The organism is Streptomyces bikiniensis, assembly GCF_000716625.1.
GTDB classification, from domain to species: Bacteria; Actinomycetota; Actinomycetes; order Streptomycetales; family Streptomycetaceae; genus Streptomyces; species Streptomyces bikiniensis.
This window is the reverse complement of record NZ_JNXJ01000007.1, coordinates 1-21,667: the sequence shown is the minus strand read 5'-3', so window position 1 is coordinate 21,667 and position 21,667 is coordinate 1. Positions and strand designations below refer to the sequence as shown.

The window sequence follows — 21,667 nt, the reverse complement described above, 5'->3', positions numbered from 1 at the left end:
CACATGTCAGTCCTGAAGGTTGGCGATCAGAGTCTCAAGGATTTCCAGGACGAACTCACCCGCAAGTTCGAGGACGTCAAGGGGCAGCTGCAGTCCCTCCAGGGCGTCATCGACAGCCTTGAGGGCCGCTGGAAGGGCATCGGCGCCGGCGCCTTCGACGTCAAGCAGAACGAGATCAACCAGGGCATGGTGCGCATCGCCAAGCTGATGCTCAACTTCCAGGAGGCCATCCAGGTCACCCGGACGACCTCCAGCAACACCGACGACGAGGTCGAGGCGGCCCTGCGCGGCGTCGACGTGACCGCGGGCTTCTCCGGCGACGCCGGGGCCGAGCGCGCGGCCAGGTCGAACATCGCCGGCCTCTGACCCGAGCGCCGGACACGGCACCAGCCACCCCGTACACACCACCGACACCCGGAGGAACCATGTCGTCCAAGAACGACGGCGTCATGCTCGTCACGTACTCCTCACTCGATGACGCGGCGAACACCATCGAGGCGCAGGCGAAGCGACTGGACCAGGCGCTGGAGGACATCCAGACGAGGATCCGCTCGGTCTCCAACACCTGGGAGGGTGAGGCGAAGACCGCCGCGGACGGCGCGCACGCCAAGTGGGACAAGGAGACCCGCGCCATCCACACCGCCCTGCAGGGCATCGCCAAGGCGGTCCGCCAGGCCTCCCCGGCCTACCAGGCGGGCGACAAGCGGGCCGCGGGCTTCTTCTAAGCACGACCGAACAGCACACGGGGTGGACGCGCGCGGGAGGCGTCCACCCCGTTCCGCTGCCCGGCCGGCGCCGTCGGCCTGCTGACCACACCCGAGTCGGTACGGAGCGATGACGCGGAGGCAGCCCGTGTGTTGTTCGGTTGCGGCCCCGGTCCCCTTCTGGACACACTTGGGCAATTTCTCCAGTGCCTTCGCGTATTCCAACATCTGCCTTCCGGATACATCCCCGATAGGGGCCCGTCCTATCTCAGGACCTTGCCGCACTCGCCCGACGCTGCGATGGAGTGGGCGTACGCCGTGATGAGGTTCTTCATCTGCTCCGAGGTCGTCCCATCGCGCGTCGTACGAACCATCGCCCACACGGACCTGCTCGCGCCATTCGCGGCCCGGCAGTCCACCCTCCCGACCGCGCCCGTGGCCGAGTAGACGAACCGGGCGTCCGCGCTCTGCGTGTCGCCGGGACCGACCGACTGCGCCGGGCCGGCCACGTCCCGCGCGGACGTGCCCTCCTCCCACCGCTCGATGCTCGCCGAGAACACGGACTCCCCGTCGACGTGCAGGCGACAGCGCGCGATCCCCGTCCCCTCCGGGTCCGTGGGGTGGGCGCTGATCTCCTTGCCGGGCGGCAGGACCGGTTCCAGCACCGAGGCCGGGACCCCGACGCCGCAGAGGTCGGTGGGTACGGCGTACTCACGCGCGGGCGACGCGCACGAGACCGTCAGCGCGAGCACGGCGCCGGCGCCGACAGCAGCTCCCCACAGACGCGCCGGCCGACGTGGAACTGTTGGGAGTCGGCTCACGGGGCCTTCCGGTTCGGTCGATCGTGCCATCACCGTGATGACGGCACGACGGCATCATGAGGACAAGCTGACGACTTTTCGACCGCCGTGGTGTAGTCCGTGATCAGTTGCTTCATGGTGGATTTGTCGTCCCGGCCGGCGGCGAACACCTGGATGACGGTGTACAGCTTCTGCTGCGGGTGGTCGGAGTCGACGCACCCTGCCGGCCTGCCGACGGCTCCGGTTCCCGAGTGGAGGTACTTCTGGTCGCTGCTCACTTCCCCGGTTCCCACCATCGCCTGCACGGAGGCGACTTCAGCGATGCTGTCCTCTTCTCTCCACCAGATCTGGGTGGCGAAGACGCTGGGTTGCCCATCAACGAAAAGCTCGCACGTCTTGGTTCCACCATCAGGAGCTTCCTCCTTCACCGAGAGATTCTTCCCTGGTGGTAGGAACGGTGACAGCAGGTCGGACGCCACCTTCACCCGGCACAAGGAGTCAGGAAGGGCATATTCTCGTTTCTCCTCGTGAGTTTTCGAGCAGGCCGAGATCGTCATGCCGATTGCGAGGACGGGCAACAGAAATGCGACCTTGGGGTGCGTTACGCAGAGGGAGCGGCTCATCATGGTGCCTCTCGGGGTGGGCGCATGGTCGGTGGACGCGCTGTGGTGGGCTTGGACGGTATGTGGCATCAAATGTCCGTCTTCAGATCTGCGGCCATTGCGGCCACATTTACCCCGGACGCCCGGAAACCGTCCTGCGCGCCTCTACGGGCCCACTCGCCCACATCCTTGAGGTCGGCCCTCCCGTGGGCCTGGGCCGCGAGTTCCGCTGCCTTCTCGGTATACATACTGTTGCTTCTCATGCCCGATTCCCAGTGCTCGCCCATGACAGGGCCAGCTTCGTCCTTAGCCTTGCCCTCGGCGTCCTTGAAGATCTCTTCGAGCAGCATGCTGGTTACGGTGCCGGAAATTCCTCCGACAGCTTCCCCCGCCACTGGGCTGGCGATGAAGGTCGCGCCGACGCCGGTGATCGTCCCGACCGTTCCCGAGATTCCGTTCTTCATCTGGGCCACCGAATGCTCGTAGGCCTTGTCCTTCTCTTCGGCCTCCCCGGCGACCGCTTCTGCACGCGCCTGTGCAAGGATTCCCGAAACCTCCCCTGATCCCTGCCCGATCTGCTCGACGGTGAACTGAGGGTCCTCGGAATAGCGAAGTTTCTCCGGAAGGTCGGGATTCAGGTGGTAATCCATCAGGCCCGCCATGTAGGCCTTCTGTCCCACTTCAACCGCCGCGTAGCCCTCGTCGTCCTGACCGACGAGGAACAGGAAGCGCGTCACGTCCTTGTGGCTCATGGTGGCTTGAGTGCCGGAGATCGGAAAAAGCCTGTCCGTATCCTTGTCGGCATCGTTGGTCATGGTCCGGTTGATGTCAGGAAGGTACTCCGACGCGATCTGCCCCATGCTGTCGGACATGAAACCGTTCTTGGTGAGCAGTTCGCTGTCCTCCGAGATGTATTTGACGATCCCCCCCATCAACTTGGCCTGGCCCGCGTTGTGAGGCAGAGTGTCATGAGTGGGCATTTCACCCGCAGGATGCCCGGTGGTTGCAGCTTCGAGCGCCCGTGCGAGGTTGTTGCGGCCCTCGATGCTGTCTTCCTGTTCGCTGTCCACCTCCGGCGGCCAGTCACGCTCCTTGAAGAGATAGTCGAAGTTGCTCAGATCACGCTTCTGCCCATCCTTCTTGAACTCGTGATCCTCGTCCTTGGTGAGGAAGCTTTCGTTGAAGAAGTCTGTCGCTGCATCGGGACTTTTTGCGAGGGCGGCCATGAAGCCGATCATTGGGTCGGACCCGCTGTCCGAACCGGTGCGATTGAGGTACGGATCCATACCCAGGCGCGTCCATGCCATGGGCGTGTGTCGACCGTTGCCGGATGAGGCCTTTTCAACCCCAATAAGCTTGTTGCCGTAGTCCTTGAGGAACCGGTCGTCGAAGTTGCCCCAGCGCATCAGGTTGCTCATGACCTGTGCCCCGAACGTGGTGCTGTTCTTGGAGAGGGGCTGGTCCGCCATGTTGACCATGTCGTACTTCCAGCGCGACATCTCGGGGGTGTCCGCCTGAGACGCCGAGGCGAGCGTGAGACTCAGGTTCTTCTGGAGCTCGGCGTACTTCTCGTGCCGGTCCGGGAAGACGTCCCTGTTCTTCTGGATGTCGTTCAGGCCCGCCCAGAGGTCGAGGGTCCCCTTGGCACCCACCGTCGAGGCGAAGTGCTCGGCGAAGATCGGGTCCCCCGAGTACTTCCCGAGTCCGGCGTTGAGCGCGTCGAAGTCCGCCGGCGTGAGGTCCTCCGGCTTCTTCTTCGCGAGCGCCGCCAGCTTCTCGGCCTCCTTGACGGCGTTCGCCGCCGAGTCGCGATCCTTGTACACCGCGTCGGAGAAGCCTTGGTCGGTGAGGTCGACCAGTGCCTTCAGGGACGTCGAGGCGGAGGTGTCGATCTCCGTCGCCCTGTTCAGGATCCCCTGGAGCTCGTCCCGGAGGCCGTTCACGTCGCTCTGCCCGCCGGGAGCCTTCTTGTCGGGGTTCTCCCGGACGATGAACCCGTCGCCGCTCGCGGTGACGGTCAGGTTCTTCCCCCGGCCGCGCTCGACGGCCTCCTTCAGGAGACGCTGCTGCGTCTTCAACTCGTCCCGGGTGTCGCGCATGATGTCGCGGATCGACGTCGCCTGGGTGAGGGCGTCGCCGAACTCGCCGGCGGTCTTGCCCACGAACTCGCGGCCGATCACCGCGTTGTCACCGGCCCAGTTGGCCTTCAGCGCCTTTCCCTGGAGGCCGTCACGGGCGTCCTGCTTCAGGGCCTGGAGCCTGCCGAGCATGCTCGTCCAGTCCGCGACCGTGTCGTCGAGCAACTTGAAGTTCGCCGAGTGAAGGGCATCGAAATCCATCAGGGTCTCCTCTAGTCCTTCTCGTTCTTCTCGTTCTTCTCGGCGTAGACCGGATTGGGCTTACCGCGGCCCTCCCAGTCGTCGTCGAAGCCCGCGTCCAGCGTCTGGATGCTGGAAACGTGCCGCTCGATGAAGACCTCGTCGCCGGCGTGCGCGTTCCGGGTGAAGTCCATGTGGTTCGAGATGAGCGCGCAGGCGTCCATCACCGAACCGAGCTGCTTGTCCCAGCGCGTCGACACGTGCTGGAGGGCCCCGCCGAGGGCGAAGCCCTGGGAGGAGAGGTCGGACGCCGCCGAGTCCGTGGAGGTGACCCGCGCCTCCTTCCACAGCCGGTTGTACAGCTTGAACGCCTCGTTGCCGATCGCGGCGAGGTCCTGCTGGTCGGCCGCGAGGAACCCACCGGACGGACTGCCCGCGTTGGGCCTGTCCTCGGGCGGCAGCCCGTTCAGCTGCATCCGCGCCGCGTCCTTGTCGGCCGCCGAGGCCTTCAGCCGTTCCCACTCGTCCCATGCCATGGGCGTCACATCTCCTTGCGGTTTCGGACTAGTTGGAACTTTGCCGGGGATTTCGTCGGGGAAGGCGACAGCCTCCCCGCACTCTCCGGCCCCGTACGCGTGCGGGGCCGTCCGGTGGACACGAAGCCAAGCACCACTCGGTACGGACCGCCACCGCGTGGCCGGGCCTCCCCGATGGTCCTGGCTTCGACGGTCGGAGAATGCGGTCTCCCCCCGGACGTACTCGTGCGAGCGGCAGGGCCGGCCCCCACCCGGAGCCGCACGCGCCCGCCCGCACCCTCACGCCTCCGGTACGCGGCCGGTCTGCACCAGCGGGTTCCCCCGCTGCCGCGACACGTAGATGCCCCGGCCCGCCGGCATCGGCCGCATGCGGACGCCGCCGAGCACGTCGCCCTCCTGCGGGTCGCCGGAGAGCAGCACGCCCTGGGCGCCCAGCTCCATCATCCGCTGCATGAAGGACTCGTACGCCGCCCGGCTCGCACCGGCCGCGCTGCGGGCGATGATGAAGCGGACGCCCACGTCCCGCGCGAACGGGAGCAGCTCCGTCAGCTTCGCCAGCGGGTTGCCGCTGGACGTGGACACCAGGTCGTAGTCGTCCACGACCACGAAGAGGGACGGCCCCTGCCACCAGCTGCGCTCCCGCAGCTGCTGCGCCGTGACGTCCGCCGAAGGCGAGCGCCGCCGCATCAGGTCGGCGAGCGCGTCCACGTGGTGCTCCATGTTGTTCGACATGGGCACGTACTCCGCGAGGTGGCTCGCCGGGGCGACGTCGAGCAGCGCCCGCCGGTTGTCGATCACGAAGAACTTCGCCGCGCTCCCGTCGTACCGCTCCGAGATCTGCTTGATGAGCAGCCGCAGCAGGTTCGACTTGCCCGACTCGCTCTCGCCGAAGACCAGGAAGAACGGGTCGCGGTCGAAGTCCACGAAGACCGGCTCCAGGCCGTTCTCGTCGATGGCGAACGCCACGCCGCGCCCCGGCTCCGCGTCCCCGGCGGGCAGCTCGCGCACGTCCAGCTCGCGCGGCAGCAGCCGCACCTCCGGCGCGCCGGGCGCCGTCCAGTGGCGCGTGACCTCCTGCGTCATCGCGGCCGTCGCCTCGGACAGGTCGCTGTCGGAGTTGATGCCGTCGATGCGGGGGACGGCCGCCATGAAGTGCAGCTTCTCCGGCGTCAGACCCCGGCCCGGCACCCCCGTCGGCACGTTGGCGGCGATCTTGCGGTCCAGCTCGGAGTCCATCGTGTCGCCGAGCCGCAGTTCCAGCCTGTTCATCAGGTGGTCCTTGAGGTTGGCGCGGACCTCCATGGAGCGCGAGGCCGTCAGGACCACGTGGATGCCGTAGCCGAGCCCGCGCGCGGCGATGTCGACGACGGCGGCCTCCAGACCCTCGTACTCGGTGCGGAAGTTGCCCCAGCCGTCGATCACGAGGAAGACGTCGCCCCACGGCTGGTCCTTCACCGAGATGTCGCCGCGGGCCCGGAGCCTGCGGTACGTCGCGATGGAGTCGATCCCCGCGCTGCGGAAGTACTCCTCGCGCCGGGACATGACCCCGTAGACCTCGGCCACCGTACGGCGCACCCGCTCGGGGTCGAGCCGGGAGGCCACCCCGCCGACGTGCGGCAGACCCGCCACCGACGACAGACCGCCACCACCGAAGTCGAGTCCGTAGAACTGCACTTCGTGCGGGGTGTGGGTCAGCGCGAAGGCGGAGACGATCGTCCGCAGCAGCGTCGACTTGCCGGACTGCGGACCGCCGATGATCTGCATGTGGCCCGCGGCGCCGGAGAAGTCCCGGTAGAGCGTGTCGCGGCGCTGCTCGTACGGCTTGTCCACGACGCCCAGCGGTACGACGAGCCGGCCGGCCCCCTCGTACCCCGGCTGTGTCAGGCCCCGGCCCTCCACGCCCGCGAGACCGGGCAGGACCGCGTCGAGCGGCGGCGGGTTGTCGAGCGGCGGCAGCCACACCTGGTGCGCCTCGACGCCGCGCCCTTCGAGCCGGCGCACGATCACGTCGAGCACCGAGTCGGCCAGGGCGTCGTCCTCCGGCCTCCGGGCCTCCGGGACCCGCTCCCGGGCGGCCGGTTCGACGTGGTGGACCGGGACGTGCGCCGCGGTGAACAGGGCCGGCCGGCGGTCCACCGGCAGCGGCCCGCCCGGCACGGCGGCGTGCTGGTTCGTGCGGTACACCCCGGAGACGTACGCCGCCTTGAAGCGGACCATCTCGTCGGTGCCGTACTTGAGGTACCCGGAACCGGGCACGTTCGGCAGCGTGTAGGCGTCGGGCACGCCGATGGCCGCGCGGGACTCGGCCGCCGAGAACGTCCGCAGACCGATCCGGTACGAGAGGTACGTCTCCAGACCGCGCAGCCGGCCCTCCTCCAGGCGCTGCGAGGCCAGCAGCAGGTGCACGCCGAGCGAACGCCCGATGCGGCCGATCTGCACGAACATCTCGATGAAGTCCGGCATGGCCGTCAGCAGCTCGCTGAACTCGTCGATGACGAGGACGAGCGAGGGGATCGGCTGGAGCGGCGCGCCCGCCGCGCGGGCCTTCTCGTAGTCGTGGATGTTGGCGTAGTTGCCCGCGTCGCGCAGCATCTCCTGGCGCCGGTTGAGCTCGCCCCGGATGGAGTCGCCCATGCGGTCCACCAGCGTGAGGTCGTCCGCCAGGTTGGTGATCACGGCGGCGACGTGCGGCATCTGCGACATGCCGGCGAAGGTGGCGCCGCCCTTGAAGTCCGCGAGGACGAAGTTCAGGGTCTCCGAGGAGTGCGTCACCGCCAGACCGAGGACGAGCGTGCGCAGCAGCTCCGACTTGCCGGAACCGGTCGCGCCCACGCACAGGCCGTGCGGGCCCATGCCCTCCTGGGCCGCCTCCTTCAGATCGAGCATCACCGGGACGCCGTCCTCGCCGACGCCGATCGGCACCCGCAGCCGCTCCGAGCGTGAGCGCGGCCGCCAGGTGCGCGCGACGTCGACCGACGCCGCGTCGCCGAGGTTCAGCAGATCGGTGAAGTCCAGGTTGGCGAGCAGCGGTTCGTCGTCGTCCGCGCCGGACGCGACCCGCAGCGGGGCGAGCTGCCGGGCGAGCGCCTCGGCGGCGTCCGGCCCCAGCCGGTCGGGCGTCCCGTCGTACACCAGCCCGTGGCCGGACTCCAGGCGCAGCGAGTCGCCCTCCACGGTCACGGACAGGTCGCCGCGGGGCCCGTTGGTCCGCCCCTGGACGACCTCGATGATCGTCACGCCCTGGATGCCCTCGGGGGAGGCGAGCGCCGAGGTCTGCGGGACCGACTGCCCGTCGAGGACGACGACGAGGTGCGGGTGGTCGAGCAGGGGGTGGGCCGCGCCCTGGAAGCGGGGGCGCCCTTCGAGGCGGGCGTCCAGCATGTCCTGCAGTTCGCGCGCGTCCGTGGTGATCAGGCGCCGGCTGCCCGCACCGTCCCCGGGACCCGGGGCCTGCACGTGCGGCAGCCACTTCGCCCACTCCCACGCGGGCGCCGCCCCGGCGTCCGCGGCGACCGCGACGACCAGGTCCTCGGGGGAGTGCAGCGCCGCGAGCGAACCGATCATGGCGCGCGCGGTGGAGCGCGCGGAGTCGCCGTCCCCGTGCACGGTGAGGTGGTAGAAGGCGCGGAGCGACACCGCCATGGGCAGGCCGTCCAGGGTGCCGTGCGCGGTGAGGAACTGCCGCATCGCACCGGCGGTCAGCGGCTCCAGCTCGTCCACGGGGGCGGTCTCGGGGGCGACGAGCGGAGTCGCGAGCTGCTGGCTGCCGAGCCCGACGCGGACCTGCGCGAAGTCGTCGTCGCCGATGCGCCGCTCCCAGACCCGGCTGCCCTCGGCGACCAGCGCCCACAGCTGCTCGGGCGACGGGTGGAGGTAGAACTGCGCGTCACGCTGGAGGCGGGCGGTCCTCAGGACCGCCCGCCGCGTCTGTGTCAGGTACTTCAGGTAGTCGCGCCTCATGTCGGCGAGCTGACCCTGCGTCCCGCGCCGGTAGCGGACCAGCATCGCGATCGCCATGGCGACCGTCGAGGCGATCATGATCATGCCCATGATCCGCATGATCGGATTCGGGGTCATGAAGAAGAAGACGACCGAACCGCCCATGCCGAGCATCGGCAGGAGCTGCATCAGAGCGCCCTCCTGCTGCCCCCTGGGCAGCTCCGGAGGTGATTGCAACTGCACCTGCTCGCTCGGCACTTCGGACGGCAGGGCCCGTGGTGGGCGCTTGACGACGATCTGGCTCACAGCTCACCAATTTCCGTTGCCGGACGGAAAGTTCCTCTGGGCGCCCCCGTGGCGACGAGATCCATCCGCGGGGACGGATCTTACTTTGGTACGGAGTCGCGGACGGGCGGTAGGGTGGCCCGAAATCTTTGCGCTCCCATGAGCTATCGCAAAAAAGGGTCATTCGGAGCGCATCGTCCAGAGCGCACCGCACCGGGCCTCCACGACGCCCGGAGCACGGCGCCGGGCCTGCCGGCCAGTGTCACCACGAGGGGAAGCAGCAGGTGAGTATGACGGCCCCAGCCACGACCAGCGGACCGGGCCAGTCGGCCTCCGCCGCCGCGTTCCACGGCGGTACCGGCTTCTGCCGGGTCACGGTCGTCGCGCCCGACGGCCGCGTCGACGTCGCCCTGCCCGAGGACGTCGCGGTCGCGGACCTCTACCCGGAGGTCCTCCGCCTGTCCGGCCAGACCCCGGCACCGGGCGCCCCGGTCGGCTACCACCTGGTGCGCCGCGACGGCACCGTCCTCGACGGCGGCCGCTCGCTCGCCGCCCAGCGCATCCTCGACGGCGAACTGCTCTCGCTGCGCCCCTTCGCCGAGTCCCTGCCGCCCGCCGTCTTCGACGACGTCTCGGACGCCGTGGCCTCCGCCGTGGCGCGCGACCGCACGCTCTGGTCCGACGCGCTGATGCGCGGCGCCGGCCTCCTCGGGGGCTCGGTCCTCCTCGTCCTGCTCGCGTTCGTCCTGTGGACGGCCGACCCCCGGCACGACATGCACGGCCTGCCGGGCATCCTCGCCGCCGTCACCGGCGTGCTCCTCCTCGCGCTCGCCGCCGTCCGCGCCCGGGTGTACGACGACCGGGGCTCCGCCGTCGCCCTCGGCATCGGCGCCCTGGCGAACGCCGCCGTCGCCGGCTCCGGACTGCTGCCCCTGGCGGCGGGGCAGGGCATCGGCAGGCTCCAGTTCCTCCTCGCCTGCGCCGCCGTCCTCGTCCTCGCCGTGATCCTGACGATCGTCTCCCCGGGCGGCGACGGCCCGTTCGTCGCGTTCGTCCTCGCCTCGGCCATCGGCCTCCTCGTCGTCTTCACGGCCATCCTGACCGGCCTGACGCCGTCCGAGACCGCCGCCGTCTGCGCACCCCTCGCCGTCGGCGCCCTCGCCTTCCTGCCCGGACTCTCCACCCGGTTCGCCCGGCTCCCCATCGGCTTCGACCCGCCCAGGACCGGCGTCGGCGGCTACGGCACCGAGGCCGAGCCCCAGGGTCCGGTGGACGCCGCCCGCATCGCCGCGCAGGCCCGCCGCGGCCACGAGCTCCTGGTCGGCCTCGTCGGCGGCTGCGCCCTCGTCGCCGTCGGCGCCGCGGCCGTCCTCGGCTTCTCCGAGAACGTCTGGGGGCAGCTCCTGGCGCTCGCCACCGGCGTCGCCATGCTGATGCGCGCCCACCTCTTCCGCTACACCGCGCAGGTCGGCTGCGCCCTCGGGGCCGGCCTCGGCGCCCTGGTGCTCCTCGGCCTCGGCCTCTGCCTCAACCCGCCCGCGGAGCTGATCCAGGAGGCCCTCAAGGGCGACGGCACGGGCCTGGACATCCGTACGGTCTGGCTCTCCGCCGCCGTCGCGGGCGTCGCCGCGCTGATCACCGCCATCGGCCTGATCGTCCCGCGCAAGGGCGTCACCCCCTTCTGGGGCCGCTTCCTGGAGATCGCCGAGACCTTCGTCCTGCTCACCCTGCTGCCGCTCTGCCTGGCGGTCTTCGACGTCTACCACTCCGTCCGGGCGCTGACGTCCTGAGCCGGGGCGCCGGAGCTCCCGGGCCGGGGTGCCGGACGGCGACCTCCCGAGCCCTGGTACGCTGTGTGACGGCCGTTTGTGTACGCGCTTCCGGAAGCCCTCGAAGCCTCTGGAAGCTGCGCCCATCGGACCTTCGCCCGTCGAGTCACGGAAGCTTCCCCTGAGACCAAGACCAGGGGCACTCGCGGGCGCGTGAACCAAGAGGAGATCCGCGTGGCTCTCGACGCCGCCGTCAAGAAGCAGATCATGGCCGAGTTCGGCACCAAGGAGGGCGACACCGGCTCCCCCGAGGTCCAGGTCGCGATGCTGTCCCGTCGCATCTCGGACCTGACCGAGCACCTCAAGCAGCACAAGCACGACCACCACTCCCGCCGTGGTCTGCTGATCCTGGTCGGCCAGCGCCGCCGCCTGCTGCAGTACCTGGCCAAGAAGGACATCCAGCGCTTCCGTACGCTGGTCGACCGCCTCGGCATCCGCCGCGGTGCGGCCGGCGGTGCCAAGTAAGACGCCGTGAAGGGAGCGGTTCCCACTGCCGGGGGCCGCTCCCTTCGCCGTACGTACGCCCGTACGGACTGCCGTGCGGATCGTCGTACGGGCTGTCGCACACGTGCCGTACGGACCGCCGTACGTGCGCGAAGTGCGCCCGGACATTTAGTCTGGTAGCCACAACCCCATAACGACGAGCGAGAAGCCGCCGGCCAGCCGCCGGTCCTCGGTAGTGGCCCCCGGAACCGAAACCCCGGGTGCTTCGATCGAAGACCGGCCCGCCCTCCGAGCTTCTCCGCCGCCGTCGCACACCGTCCCCGGCCACACGGGCCCCGGACGCAAAGACGAACACGTAGGAGAACCCCATAGTGGAGAACGAGACCCACTACGCCGAGGCCGTCATCGACAACGGAGCCTTCGGCACCCGCACCATCCGCTTCGAGACCGGCCGCCTCGCCAAGCAGGCCGCCGGCTCCGCCGTCGCCTACCTGGACGACGACACGATGGTCCTCTCGGCGACCACCGCATCGAAGCGCCCCAAGGACCAGCTCGACTTCTTCCCCCTGACGGTGGACGTCGAGGAGCGGATGTACGCGGCCGGCAAGATCCCCGGCTCCTTCTTCCGCCGGGAGGGCCGCCCCTCCGAGGACGCCGTCCTCACCTGTCGCCTGATCGACCGCCCGCTGCGCCCCTCCTTCAAAAAGGGCCTGCGCAACGAGATCCAGATCGTCGAGACGATCATGGCGCTCAACCCCGACCACCTGTACGACGTGGTCGCCATCAACGCCGCCTCCTGCTCCACGCAGCTCGCCGGCCTGCCCTTCTCCGGCCCCATCGGCGGCACCCGCGTCGCCCTGATCAAGGGCCAGTGGGTCGCGTTCCCGACGCACACCGAGCTCGAGGACGCCGTCTTCGACATGGTCGTCGCCGGCCGCGTCCTGGAGGACGGCGACGTCGCGATCATGATGGTCGAGGCCGAGGCCACCGAGAAGACCATCCAGCTGGTCAAGGTCGGCGCCGAGGCGCCGACCGAGGAGGTCGTCGCCGCCGGTCTCGAGGCCGCGAAGCCCTTCATCAAGGTCCTCTGCAAGGCCCAGTCGGACCTCGCCGCCAAGGCCGCCAAGCCCACCGGCGAGTTCCCGGTCTTCCTCGACTACCAGGACGACGTCCTGGAGGCGCTCTCCGCCGCCGTCAAGGGCGAGCTCGCCCAGGCACTCACCATCGCCGGCAAGCAGGAGCGCGAGGCCGAGCTCGACCGCATCAAGGAACTCGCCGCCGAGAAGCTCCTCCCGGCCTTCGAGGGCCGCGAGAAGGAGATCTCGGGCGCCTACCGCGCGCTGACCAAGAAGCTGGTCCGCGAGCGCATCATCAAGGACAAGGTCCGCATCGACGGCCGCGGCATCACGGACATCCGTACGCTCGCCGCCGAGGTCGAGGCCATCCCGCGCGTGCACGGCTCCGCCCTGTTCGAGCGCGGCGAGACCCAGATCCTGGGCGTCACCACCCTCAACATGCTCCGCATGGAGCAGCAGCTGGACACCCTCTCCCCGGTGACCCGCAAGCGCTACATGCACAACTACAACTTCCCGCCGTACTCCGTCGGCGAGACCGGCCGCGTGGGCTCGCCCAAGCGCCGCGAGATCGGCCACGGCGCCCTCGCCGAGCGCGCCCTCGTGCCGGTCCTCCCGACCCGCGAGGAGTTCCCCTACGCGATCCGCCAGGTGTCCGAGGCCCTCGGCTCCAACGGCTCGACGTCCATGGGCTCGGTCTGCGCCTCCACCATGTCGCTGCTGAACGCCGGTGTGCCCCTCAAGGCCCCCGTCGCCGGCATCGCCATGGGCCTGATCTCCGAGGAGATCGACGGCCAGACGCACTACGTCGCCCTCACCGACATCCTCGGTGCGGAGGACGCCTTCGGCGACATGGACTTCAAGGTCGCCGGTACGAAGGACTTCGTCACCGCCCTCCAGCTCGACACCAAGCTGGACGGCATCCCGGCCTCCGTCCTGGCCGCGGCCCTCAAGCAGGCCCGCGACGCCCGCCTCCACATCCTCGACGTGATGATGGAAGCGATCGACACCCCGGACGAGATGTCCCCCAACGCCCCGCGGATCATCACCGTCAAGATCCCCGTGGACAAGATCGGCGAGGTCATCGGCCCCAAGGGCAAGATGATCAACCAGATCCAGGAGGACACCGGCGCCGAGATCACGATCGAGGACGACGGCACCATCTACATCGGTGCCGCCGACGGTCCGGCCGCCGAGGCCGCCCGCGCCACGATCAACGGCATCGCCAACCCGACCATGCCGGAGGTCGGCGAGCGCTACCTGGGCACGGTCGTCAAGACCACCACCTTCGGTGCCTTCGTCTCCCTGCTCCCGGGCAAGGACGGCCTGCTGCACATCTCGCAGATCCGCAAGCTCGCCGGCGGCAAGCGCGTGGAGAACGTCGAGGACGTGCTCGCGATCGGCTCCAAGGTCCAGGTCGAGATCGCCGAGATCGACCAGCGCGGCAAGCTCTCCCTGATCCCCGTGATCGCGGACGAGGACGCCGAGGGCGAGAAGGACGACGCCGCCAAGTGACGTCCCGTAGTCCCCGCGCGACGGCCCGCCCCTCTTCGGAGGGGCGGGCCGTCGCCCGTACCCAAACGCTTCTCCCGGGCAAGGACGGCATCGGCACGGTCCGCCGCACGACCCTCCCCGGCGGCCTCCGCATCGTCACCGAGACCCTCCCCTCCGTGCGCTCCGCCACCTTCGGCATCTGGGCGCACGTCGGCTCCCGCGACGAGACCCCGGCACTCAACGGCGCCACCCACTACCTGGAGCACCTCCTCTTCAAGGGCACCCGCAAGCGGTCCGCCCTCGACATCTCCGCCGCGATCGACGCGGTCGGCGGCGAGATGAACGCCTTCACGGCGAAGGAGTACACCTGCTACTACGCCCGGGTCCTCGACACCGACCTGCCGCTCGCGATCGACGTCGTCTGCGACATGCTCACCGGCTCGCTCATCCTCGACGAGGACGTGGACGCCGAACGCGGCGTCATCCTCGAAGAGATCGCGATGACCGAGGACGACCCCGGCGACGTCGTGCACGAGCTGTTCGCGCAGACGATGTTCGGCGACACCCCGCTGGGCCGCCCGGTCCTCGGCACCGTCGACACCGTTAACGCGCTCACCCGGAGCCAGATCGCCCGCTTCTACAAGAAGCACTACGACCCGACCCACCTGGTCGTCGCCGCCGCCGGCAACGTCGACCACGCCACGGTGGTGCGCCAGGTCCGCCGCGCCTTCGAGAAGGCCGGCGCCCTCGGGCACACCGACGCCGTCCCCGTCGCCCCCCGCGACGGCCGCCGCACCCTGCGCGCGGCGGGCCGCGTCGAGCTCCTGAACCGCAGGACCGAGCAGGCCCACGTGGTCCTGGGCATGCCGGGCCTGGCCCGCACCGACGAGCGCCGCTGGGCCCTCGGCGTGCTGAACACCGCCCTCGGCGGCGGCATGTCCTCCCGCCTCTTCCAGGAGGTCCGCGAGAAGCGCGGCCTGGCCTACAGCGTGTACTCGTACACCTCGGGCTTCGCCGACTGCGGCCTCTTCGGGGTGTACGCGGGCTGCCGGCCCGGCCAGGTCCACGACGTCCTGAAGATCTGCCGGGAAGAGCTCCACAAGGTCGCCTCCGACGGCCTCACGGACGAGGAGATCCGCCGTGCCGTCGGCCAGCTCTCCGGTTCCACGGTGCTCGGCCTGGAGGACACCGGCGCCCTGATGAACCGCATCGGCAAGAGCGAGCTGTGCTGGGGCAGCCAGATGTCGGTCGACGACATGCTGGCCCGGATAGCCGCCGTCACCCCGGACGAGGTCCGGGAGGTCGCCCGCGATGTACTGGAGCAGCGGCCCTCGCTCTCGGTGATCGGCCCGCTGAAGGACAAGCAGGCCGACCGCCTCCAGCGAGCGGTCTCCTGACCCACGAGTCCCCCTTAAGGAAGAGCAATGAGCAAGCTGCGCGTGGCGGTCCTCGGAGCACGGGGCCGCATCGGCTCCGAAGCGGTCCGGGCCGTCGAGGCCGCCGAGGACATGGAACTGGTCGCGGCTCTCGGCCGCGGCGACGAGCTGTCGAAGCTCGTCGAGGCGGACGCCCAGGTCGTGGTCGAGCTGACCACGCCCGACTCGGTGATGGAGAACCTCGAGTTCTGCCTGGGCCACGGCATCCACGCGGTCGTCGGCACCACCGGCTGGACCGAGGAGCGCCTCGCGCGGCTGCGGACCCGGCTCGACGCCTCGCCGGGGACCGGCGTCCTCATCGCCCCGAACTTCTCCATCGGCGCGGTCCTCACCATGAGGTTCGCCCAGCTCGCGGCCCCGTACTTCGAGTCGGTCGAGGTCGTCGAGCTGCACCACCCGAACAAGGTGGACGCCCCCTCGGGCACCGCCACCCGCACCGCCCAGCTGATCGCCGAGGCCCGGTCGAAGGCAGGCTGCGCCCCGCAGCCCGACGCCACGACCACGGCCCTGGACGGCGCGCGCGGCGCCGACGTCGACGGCGTCCCGGTGCACGCCGTGCGCCTGCGCGGGCTCCTCGCCCACCAGGAGGTGCTGCTCGGCGGCGAGGGCGAGACCCTCACCGTCCGGCACGACTCCCTCCACCACTCCAGCTTCATGCCGGGCATCCTGCTCGGCGCCCGTCGCGTGACCGCCGCCCCCGGCCTCACCTTCGGCCTGGAGCACTTCCTGGACCTGGGCTGACGGCCATGGGCGGAAAGATCACGTACGTCTTCCTCGCCACCGTGCTCGTGCTCGTCTTCGGCGTGGTGGCGATGGAGGGCGTCCTGCTGCTCCTCACGGGCGAACCGGCCGCCATGGGCATGGGCGCGGTGGCGTTCCTGCTGCCCCTGGTCGGCGGCTGGTTCCTCTGGAAGAACACCCGCTTCGCGCGCCGGGCGAACCGCCTCGCCGCCGAGCTGGAGGCGGAGGGCGGTCTGCCCGTCGACGAGCTGAAGCGCACGGCGGGCGGCCGGATCGACCGCGACTCGGCCGACGAGGTCTTCGCCCGGCGCAAGGCCGAGACGGAGGACTCGCCCGAGGACTGGCGCTGCTGGTTCCGGCTCGCGGTCGCCTACCACGACGCCCGCGACACCCCCAGGGCCCGCAAGGCGATGCAGCGGGCCATCGCGCTCCACGAGGGGCGCCCGGTCAGCGCGTAGCGGCGACCGGGGCCGTGCCGTACTCGGCGTTCCAGGCCTCGACCGTGTCGGCCGCCCGGTCGAAGGCCTCGACCCGGGAGAGGAAGTCGGCGCTGTGGTCGGTGAGCAGCACCAGCTGCTCACCGCCCTGCCGGCCGAGCACCAGGGCCTGGCCCTGGACGGTGCGGGGAAGCCCCAGCCAGCGCACCGGCTGCTGGACGGTCCGCACGGAGGTCACCTTGGCCCACGGCACGGTGACGGTCGAGAGGAAGCCCACGCGGCGCACCCCGGCCCGGCTCACCCAGGTGCCCATCCGCAGCGCCCGCAGGGTGGCCGCGATGACGCCCCCGGCGATGCCGAAGGTGACGGCCGCGCCGCCGACGGAGCCCGCCGCGGCGATGATCACCGCGGCGAGGAGGACGAAGGAGGCGAGCAGCAGCGAAAGCGCCGCCGCCCCGACCCGCCAGGACCCCGGCCGGTACGGACGACGCCACTGGTCGTGGTCGTCGAACGGCAGGGCGACCTGGTCGTTCGCGTCAAAAGCACGGTCGGCCGTCAGAAAGGGCAGGGGCACGACAGATCCTCACTCACAAGCACGCTCGAAGGGGCGATGCCCGGTGAGGCTACCTCAGCGGTTGTCGGAGGCCTCGGACTGCTGCTGACGAGTGGCCGAGTCGCCCGACTGGAGCGAGGGCATCCCGAGGACCAGCGACCCGACGAGACCGGCCACGACGGTCAGTCCGAGCAGGGTGCGGCCCACGAGCTGCGAGGCGTTGAGGCGCTCCCGGGGCGGTGGAGTGACGTTACTGCGAAAGCTGTCGGCCTCCGCGACGAACGCGAACGGTACGGGCTCTCGCCGGCGCAGCATCAGGTCCACTCTCCTCGGGTCGTCGCACTCGTGTGTCGACGCACTCGTGTGTCGTCGTGCTTCACAGGTACAGACGACAGAACCGGTCTTTCGGTGCCCGTTTTCGTCAAGGATTTCACCAAACCGGCCGAATGTAGTCCTCCGGTAGGAGGGGGTCCGACCTGCGGCGGATCTGCCCTCGGCCCCTCGTTAAAGTGGGCGGCTGCACCCCGACTGGAAGGACCGCTGGTGAGCGACAGCCCCACCGAGAACGTGAAGATCGACTTCCGGAGCGACGTCACCGTCGACCTGGTCAAGAGCGCGGCGGCCGACTCCGACGTCCTGTGGGCCGCCCGGGTCTCCACGGCGGGCGAGCAGTCCCTCGAAGAGCTCCAGAAGGACCCGGAGCGCTCGAAGGGCCTCATCAACTTCTTGATGCGCGACCGCCACGGCAGCCCGTTCGAGCACAACTCGATGACCTTCTTCGTCAGCGCCCCCATCTTCGTGTTCCGCGAGTTCATGCGGCACCGCGTGGGCTGGTCGTACAACGAGGAGTCGGGCCGCTACAGGGAGCTCCAGCCGGTCTTCTACGTCCCCGACGCCTCCCGCAAGCTCGTCCAGGAGGGCCGCCCCGGCAAGTACGTCTTCGTCGAGGGCACCCGGGAGCAGCACGACCTGGTCACCCGCACGATGGAGGACTCGTACCGGAAGGCCTACGAGACGTACCAGGAGATGCTGGCCGCCGGTGTCGCCCGCGAGGTCGCCCGTTCGGTCCTTCCGGTCGGCCTCTTCTCCTCGATGTACGCCACCTGCAACGCGCGCTCGCTCATGCACTTCCTGGGCCTGCGCACCCAGCACGAGCTGGCCGCCGTCCCGTCCTTCCCGCAGCGGGAGATCGAGATGGTCGGCGAGAAGATGGAGGAGCACTGGGCCCGGCTGATGCCGCTGACCCACGCCGCCTTCAACAAGAACGGGCGCGTGGCCCCGTAGCGCACGTCCGTGGGGCACACATGTCCGACTCGTGACGCGAAGTGTCCGTATTGCGACGTTTCACGAAGTTCATCTAGGCTGATCAAACGGACCCGGCGCTGTCTGAACCCCCGAGCAGGCAGCGCCGGGCTCCCTTTCTCCCGTCCCCCAGGGGGACACCCGGCGCTGAGCAGCGAGTAGCGTGTTACCCATGGCTCCGATCTCCACTCCGCAGACCCCCTTCGGGCGGGTCCTCACCGCCATGGTCACGCCCTTCACGGCGGACGGCGCACTCGACCTCGACGGCGCCCAGCGGCTCGCCACCCACCTGGTGGACGCGGGCAACGACGGCCTCGTCATCAACGGGACCACCGGCGAGTCCCCCACCACCAGCGACGCGGAGAAATCGGAGCTGGTACGAGCGGTCCTGGAGGCCGTCGGCGACCGCGCCCACGTCGTCGCCGGCATCGGCACCAACGACACCCACCACTCGATCGAACTCGCCCGCACGGCCGAGCGCGACGGCGCCCACGGCCTCCTCGCCGTCACGCCGTACTACAACAAGCCCCCGCAGGAGGGCCTGTACCGGCACTTCTCGGCCATCGCCGACGCCACCGGCCTCCCGGTGATGCTCTACGACATCCCCGGCCGCAGCGGCGTCCCGATCGACACCGAGACGATCGTCCGCCTCGCCGAGCACCCGCGCGTCGTGGCCAACAAGGACGCCAAGGGCGACCTCGGCCGCGCGAGCTGGGCCATCGCCCGCTCCGGCCTCGCCTGGTACTCCGGCGACGACATGCTCAACCTGCCGCTGCTCTCCGTGGGCGCCTGCGGCTTCGTCTCCGTCGTGGGCCACGTCGTGACCCCGGAGCTCCGCGCCCTCCTCGAAGCCCACCTGGGCGGCGAGGTCCAGAAGGCCACCGAGATCCACCAGAAGCTGCTCCCGGTCTACACCGGCATGTTCCGCACCCAGGGCGTCATGACCACCAAGGCCGCCCTCGCCCTCCAGGGGCTTCCGGCAGGACCGCTCCGGCTGCCGCTCGTGGAACTCTCCCCCCAGGAGACGGACCAGCTCAAGGTCGATCTGGCCGTCGGCGGGGTAGAACTCTGACAACGGACTTCACAACTGAACAAGGTCTCGACAACTGAAGACGTTCGACAACTGAAAACCCACAACAGCAAGTGCACGATTGTCATGCGCGCCACGTGCCAGGGGGTACGTGGCGCGCGTGGTGAGGAGAGTCTTTTGAGTCATCCGCATCCCGAACTCGGCGCCCCGCCGAAGCTGCCCAAGGGCGCCCTGCGCGTCATCCCGCTCGGCGGCCTCGGCGAGATCGGCCGCAACATGACGGTCTTCGAATTCGACGGCCGCCTGCTCATCGTCGACTGCGGCGTCCTCTTCCCCGAGGAGGAGCAGCCCGGCATCGACCTGATCCTCCCGGACTTCACCATCATCCGGGACCGCCTCGACGACATCGAGGGCATCGTGCTCACGCACGGCCACGAGGACCACATCGGTGCCGTCCCCTACCTGCTCCGGCTCAAGCCGGACATCCCGCTGATCGGCTCCAAGCTGACCCTCGCCCTGATCGAGGCCAAGCTCCAGGAGCACCGCATCCGCCCCTACACCCTTGAGGTGAAGGAGGGCGACCGGGAGGTCCTGGGCGCGTTCGACTGCGAGTTCGTCGCGGTCAACCACTCCATCCCGGACGCGCTCGCCGTCGCGGTCCGCACCCCCGCGGGCATGGTCGTCGCCACCGGCGACTTCAAGATGGACCAGCTGCCGCTGGACGGGCGCCTCACCGACCTGCACGCGTTCGCGCGGCTCAGCGAGGAGGGCATCGACCTCCTGCTCTCCGACTCCACGAACGCCGAGGTCCCGGGCTTCGTCCCGCCGGAGCGGGACATCTCCAATGTCCTCCGGACCGTCTTCGCGAACGCCCCGAAGCGCATCATCGTGGCCAGCTTCGCCAGCCACGTGCACCGCATCCAGCAGATCCTCGACGCCGCCCACGAGTACGGGCGCCGGGTCGCCTTCGTCGGCCGCTCGATGGTCCGCAACATGGGCATCGCCCGCGACCTGGGCTACCTCCGGGTCCCGGCCGGCCTCGTCGTGGACGTGAAGACCCTCGACGACCTGCCGGACGACGAGGTCGTGCTCGTCTGCACGGGTTCCCAGGGCGAGCCGATGGCGGCCCTGTCCCGCATGGCCAACCGCGACCACCAGATCCGGATCGTCCCCGGCGACACCGTGATCCTGGCGTCCTCCCTGATCCCGGGCAACGAGAACGCGGTCTACCGCGTGATCAACGGCCTGACCCGCTGGGGCGCGAACGTCGTCCACAAGGGCAACGCCAAGGTCCACGTCTCGGGCCACGCCTCGGCCGGCGAGCTGCTGTACTTCTACAACATCTGCCGGCCCAGGAACCTCATGCCGGTCCACGGCGAATGGCGCCACCTGCGCGCCAACGCCGAGCTCGGCGCGATGACGGGCATCCCCAAGGACCACATCGTCATCGCCGAGGACGGCGTCGTGGTCGACCTGGTCGACGGCCGCGCCCGGATCACCGGCAAGGTCCAGGCGGGTTACGTGTACGTCGACGGCCTCTCGGTCGGCGACGTCACCGAGTCCTCCCTCAAGGACCGCCGGATCCTCGGCGAGGAGGGCATCATCTCGGTCTTCGTCGTGGTCGACTCCTCCACCGGCAAGATCGTCGGCGGACCGAACGTCCACGCCCGCGGCTCCGGCATCGAGGACTCCGCCTTCGACGCGGTGCTCCCGAAGATCGACCAGGCGCTCAACAAGTCCTTCCAGGACGGCGTCGTCGACGCCCACCAGCTCCAGCAGCTGATCCGCCGCACGGTCGGCAAGTGGGTCTCCGACACCTACCGCCGGCGCCCGATGATCCTCCCGGTCGTCGTGGAGGTCTGACAGGCCTGACCAGCGCGTTACTTGAGCGGGGCCCCTCGATTTGCATCGGGGCGCCCCGCTCCAGTACGTTTACGGCTCCGCCAGAACGGGAAGCCCCGGCGCCGACGTGCGCCCGGAAGGCCGAACGGGAGGCGGGAAATCCGACTCAGAACTTCTGATAAAGTCGGAAACGCCGAAAGGCCCCCGGAGCGAAAGCGAAAGGGACCGGAAAGCACCGAGGAAATCGGGTCGGAAAGATCTGATAGAGTCGGAGACGCAAGACCGAAGGGAAAAGCCCGGAG

The 21,667-nt window shown here is 69.6% G+C and carries 18 protein-coding genes; 11 read left to right on the top strand and 7 right to left on the bottom strand.

The genetic code is table 11. From position 1 onward, the window contains the following. Window positions 1-3 precede the first annotated feature (3 nt). On the top strand, window positions 4-366 hold the full coding sequence (locus tag OO47_RS06695; protein ID WP_030217782.1) for a WXG100 family type VII secretion target: 363 nt from the start codon (window positions 4-6) through the stop codon (window positions 364-366). 59 nt (window positions 367-425) lie between these two features. Next, a complete protein-coding gene (locus OO47_RS06690; RefSeq protein ID WP_030217781.1) occupies window positions 426-725 on the top strand; it encodes a WXG100 family type VII secretion target in 300 nt (99 codons plus the stop codon). 242 nt (window positions 726-967) lie between these two features. Here OO47_RS06690 and OO47_RS06685 read toward each other — a convergent pair whose 3' ends face one another. From OO47_RS06685 to OO47_RS06665, 5 genes are all read right to left on the bottom strand, one after another. Next, on the bottom strand, window positions 968-1,456 hold the full coding sequence (locus OO47_RS06685; RefSeq protein ID WP_030217780.1) for a hypothetical protein: 489 nt from the start codon (window positions 1,454-1,456) through the stop codon (window positions 968-970). A 98-nt stretch (window positions 1,457-1,554) separates the two neighbouring features. After that, window positions 1,555-2,130 carry a hypothetical protein gene (locus tag OO47_RS33895; RefSeq protein WP_158708642.1) on the bottom strand — a complete coding sequence of 192 codons (576 nt, stop codon included), beginning with the start codon at window positions 2,128-2,130 and terminating at the stop codon, window positions 1,555-1,557. 65 nt (window positions 2,131-2,195) lie between these two features. Beyond that, window positions 2,196-4,445, bottom strand: coding sequence for a DUF6571 family protein (locus OO47_RS06675; RefSeq protein ID WP_030217779.1), 2,250 nt, complete (start codon window positions 4,443-4,445; stop codon window positions 2,196-2,198). Between the two features lie 11 nt (window positions 4,446-4,456). Next, entirely contained in the window at window positions 4,457-4,960 is a 504-nt protein-coding gene (locus OO47_RS06670) for a hypothetical protein (RefSeq protein ID WP_030217778.1), read from the bottom strand. A gap of 279 nt (window positions 4,961-5,239) precedes the next feature. Next, complete coding sequence (locus OO47_RS06665; RefSeq protein WP_030217777.1) at window positions 5,240-9,205, bottom strand: type VII secretion protein EccC; 3,966 nt, start codon at window positions 9,203-9,205, stop codon at window positions 5,240-5,242. A gap of 269 nt (window positions 9,206-9,474) precedes the next feature. Between OO47_RS06665 and eccD the strand changes: the two genes are divergently transcribed. The 6 genes from eccD (at window position 9,475) to OO47_RS06635 (ending at window position 16,659) form a co-directional block, all read left to right on the top strand. Continuing rightward, a complete protein-coding gene (gene eccD, locus OO47_RS06660) occupies window positions 9,475-10,974 on the top strand; it encodes a type VII secretion integral membrane protein EccD (protein WP_030217776.1) in 1,500 nt (499 codons plus the stop codon). 213 nt (window positions 10,975-11,187) lie between these two features. After that, a complete protein-coding gene (gene rpsO / locus OO47_RS06655; RefSeq protein WP_015036567.1) occupies window positions 11,188-11,478 on the top strand; it encodes a 30S ribosomal protein S15 in 291 nt (96 codons plus the stop codon). A 350-nt stretch (window positions 11,479-11,828) separates the two neighbouring features. Then, a complete protein-coding gene (locus OO47_RS06650; RefSeq protein ID WP_030217773.1) occupies window positions 11,829-14,045 on the top strand; it encodes a polyribonucleotide nucleotidyltransferase in 2,217 nt (738 codons plus the stop codon). Beyond that, on the top strand, window positions 14,042-15,421 hold the full coding sequence (locus OO47_RS06645; RefSeq protein ID WP_030217770.1) for a M16 family metallopeptidase: 1,380 nt from the start codon (window positions 14,042-14,044) through the stop codon (window positions 15,419-15,421). The genes OO47_RS06650 and OO47_RS06645 overlap by 4 nt, the downstream gene beginning before the upstream one ends. Before the next feature lie 27 nt (window positions 15,422-15,448). Continuing rightward, window positions 15,449-16,201, top strand: a complete 753-nt coding sequence (gene dapB, locus OO47_RS06640) for a 4-hydroxy-tetrahydrodipicolinate reductase (RefSeq protein ID WP_030217767.1) — start codon at window positions 15,449-15,451, stop codon at window positions 16,199-16,201. Window positions 16,202-16,206: 5 nt separating this feature from the next. Next, window positions 16,207-16,659 carry a hypothetical protein gene (locus OO47_RS06635; protein ID WP_030217763.1) on the top strand — a complete coding sequence of 151 codons (453 nt, stop codon included), beginning with the start codon at window positions 16,207-16,209 and terminating at the stop codon, window positions 16,657-16,659. On the opposite strand, the gene OO47_RS06630 is transcribed toward OO47_RS06635, so the two are convergent. Together OO47_RS06630 and OO47_RS06625 are read right to left on the bottom strand one after the other, a co-directional pair. Continuing rightward, window positions 16,649-17,212: a hypothetical protein gene (locus OO47_RS06630; RefSeq protein WP_030217760.1), complete on the bottom strand. Its 564-nt coding sequence runs from the start codon at window positions 17,210-17,212 to the stop codon at window positions 16,649-16,651. The genes OO47_RS06635 and OO47_RS06630 overlap by 11 nt on opposite strands. Before the next feature lie 54 nt (window positions 17,213-17,266). Next, the gene (locus tag OO47_RS06625) at window positions 17,267-17,506 is read right to left on the bottom strand and encodes a hypothetical protein (RefSeq protein WP_030217756.1); all 240 of its coding nucleotides are present in this window, start codon (window positions 17,504-17,506) and stop codon (window positions 17,267-17,269) included. A gap of 228 nt (window positions 17,507-17,734) precedes the next feature. Here OO47_RS06625 and thyX point away from each other — a divergent pair, with 228 nt between their 5' ends. The 3 genes from thyX (at window position 17,735) to OO47_RS06610 (ending at window position 21,386) form a co-directional block, all read left to right on the top strand. Then, the gene (gene thyX / locus OO47_RS06620) at window positions 17,735-18,475 is read left to right on the top strand and encodes an FAD-dependent thymidylate synthase (protein WP_030217753.1); all 741 of its coding nucleotides are present in this window, start codon (window positions 17,735-17,737) and stop codon (window positions 18,473-18,475) included. Window positions 18,476-18,665: 190 nt separating this feature from the next. Next, window positions 18,666-19,565, top strand: a complete 900-nt coding sequence (gene dapA, locus OO47_RS06615) for a 4-hydroxy-tetrahydrodipicolinate synthase (protein ID WP_030217750.1) — start codon at window positions 18,666-18,668, stop codon at window positions 19,563-19,565. Window positions 19,566-19,700: 135 nt separating this feature from the next. Continuing rightward, a complete protein-coding gene (locus OO47_RS06610) occupies window positions 19,701-21,386 on the top strand; it encodes a ribonuclease J (protein WP_030217748.1) in 1,686 nt (561 codons plus the stop codon). Window positions 21,387-21,667 lie beyond the last annotated feature (281 nt).

Excerpts from the sequence above, each read along its gene's own strand:
- OO47_RS06695 (WP_030217782.1), top strand. The coding sequence starts at position 4 with ATGTCAGTCCTGAAGGTTGGCGATCAGAGTCTCAAGGATTTCCAGGAC.
- OO47_RS06690 (WP_030217781.1), top strand. The coding sequence starts at position 426 with ATGTCGTCCAAGAACGACGGCGTCATGCTCGTCACGTACTCCTCACTC.
- OO47_RS33895 (WP_158708642.1), bottom strand. The coding sequence starts at position 2,130 with ATGATGAGCCGCTCCCTCTGCGTAACGCACCCCAAGGTCGCATTTCTG.
- OO47_RS06675 (WP_030217779.1), bottom strand. The coding sequence starts at position 4,445 with ATGGATTTCGATGCCCTTCACTCGGCGAACTTCAAGTTGCTCGACGAC.
- OO47_RS06670 (WP_030217778.1), bottom strand. The coding sequence starts at position 4,960 with ATGGCATGGGACGAGTGGGAACGGCTGAAGGCCTCGGCGGCCGACAAG.
- eccD (WP_030217776.1), top strand. The coding sequence starts at position 9,475 with ATGACGGCCCCAGCCACGACCAGCGGACCGGGCCAGTCGGCCTCCGCC.
- dapB (WP_030217767.1), top strand. The coding sequence starts at position 15,449 with ATGAGCAAGCTGCGCGTGGCGGTCCTCGGAGCACGGGGCCGCATCGGC.
- OO47_RS06635 (WP_030217763.1), top strand. The coding sequence starts at position 16,207 with ATGGGCGGAAAGATCACGTACGTCTTCCTCGCCACCGTGCTCGTGCTC.
- OO47_RS06625 (WP_030217756.1), bottom strand. The coding sequence starts at position 17,506 with ATGCTGCGCCGGCGAGAGCCCGTACCGTTCGCGTTCGTCGCGGAGGCC.
- dapA (WP_030217750.1), top strand. The coding sequence starts at position 18,666 with ATGGCTCCGATCTCCACTCCGCAGACCCCCTTCGGGCGGGTCCTCACC.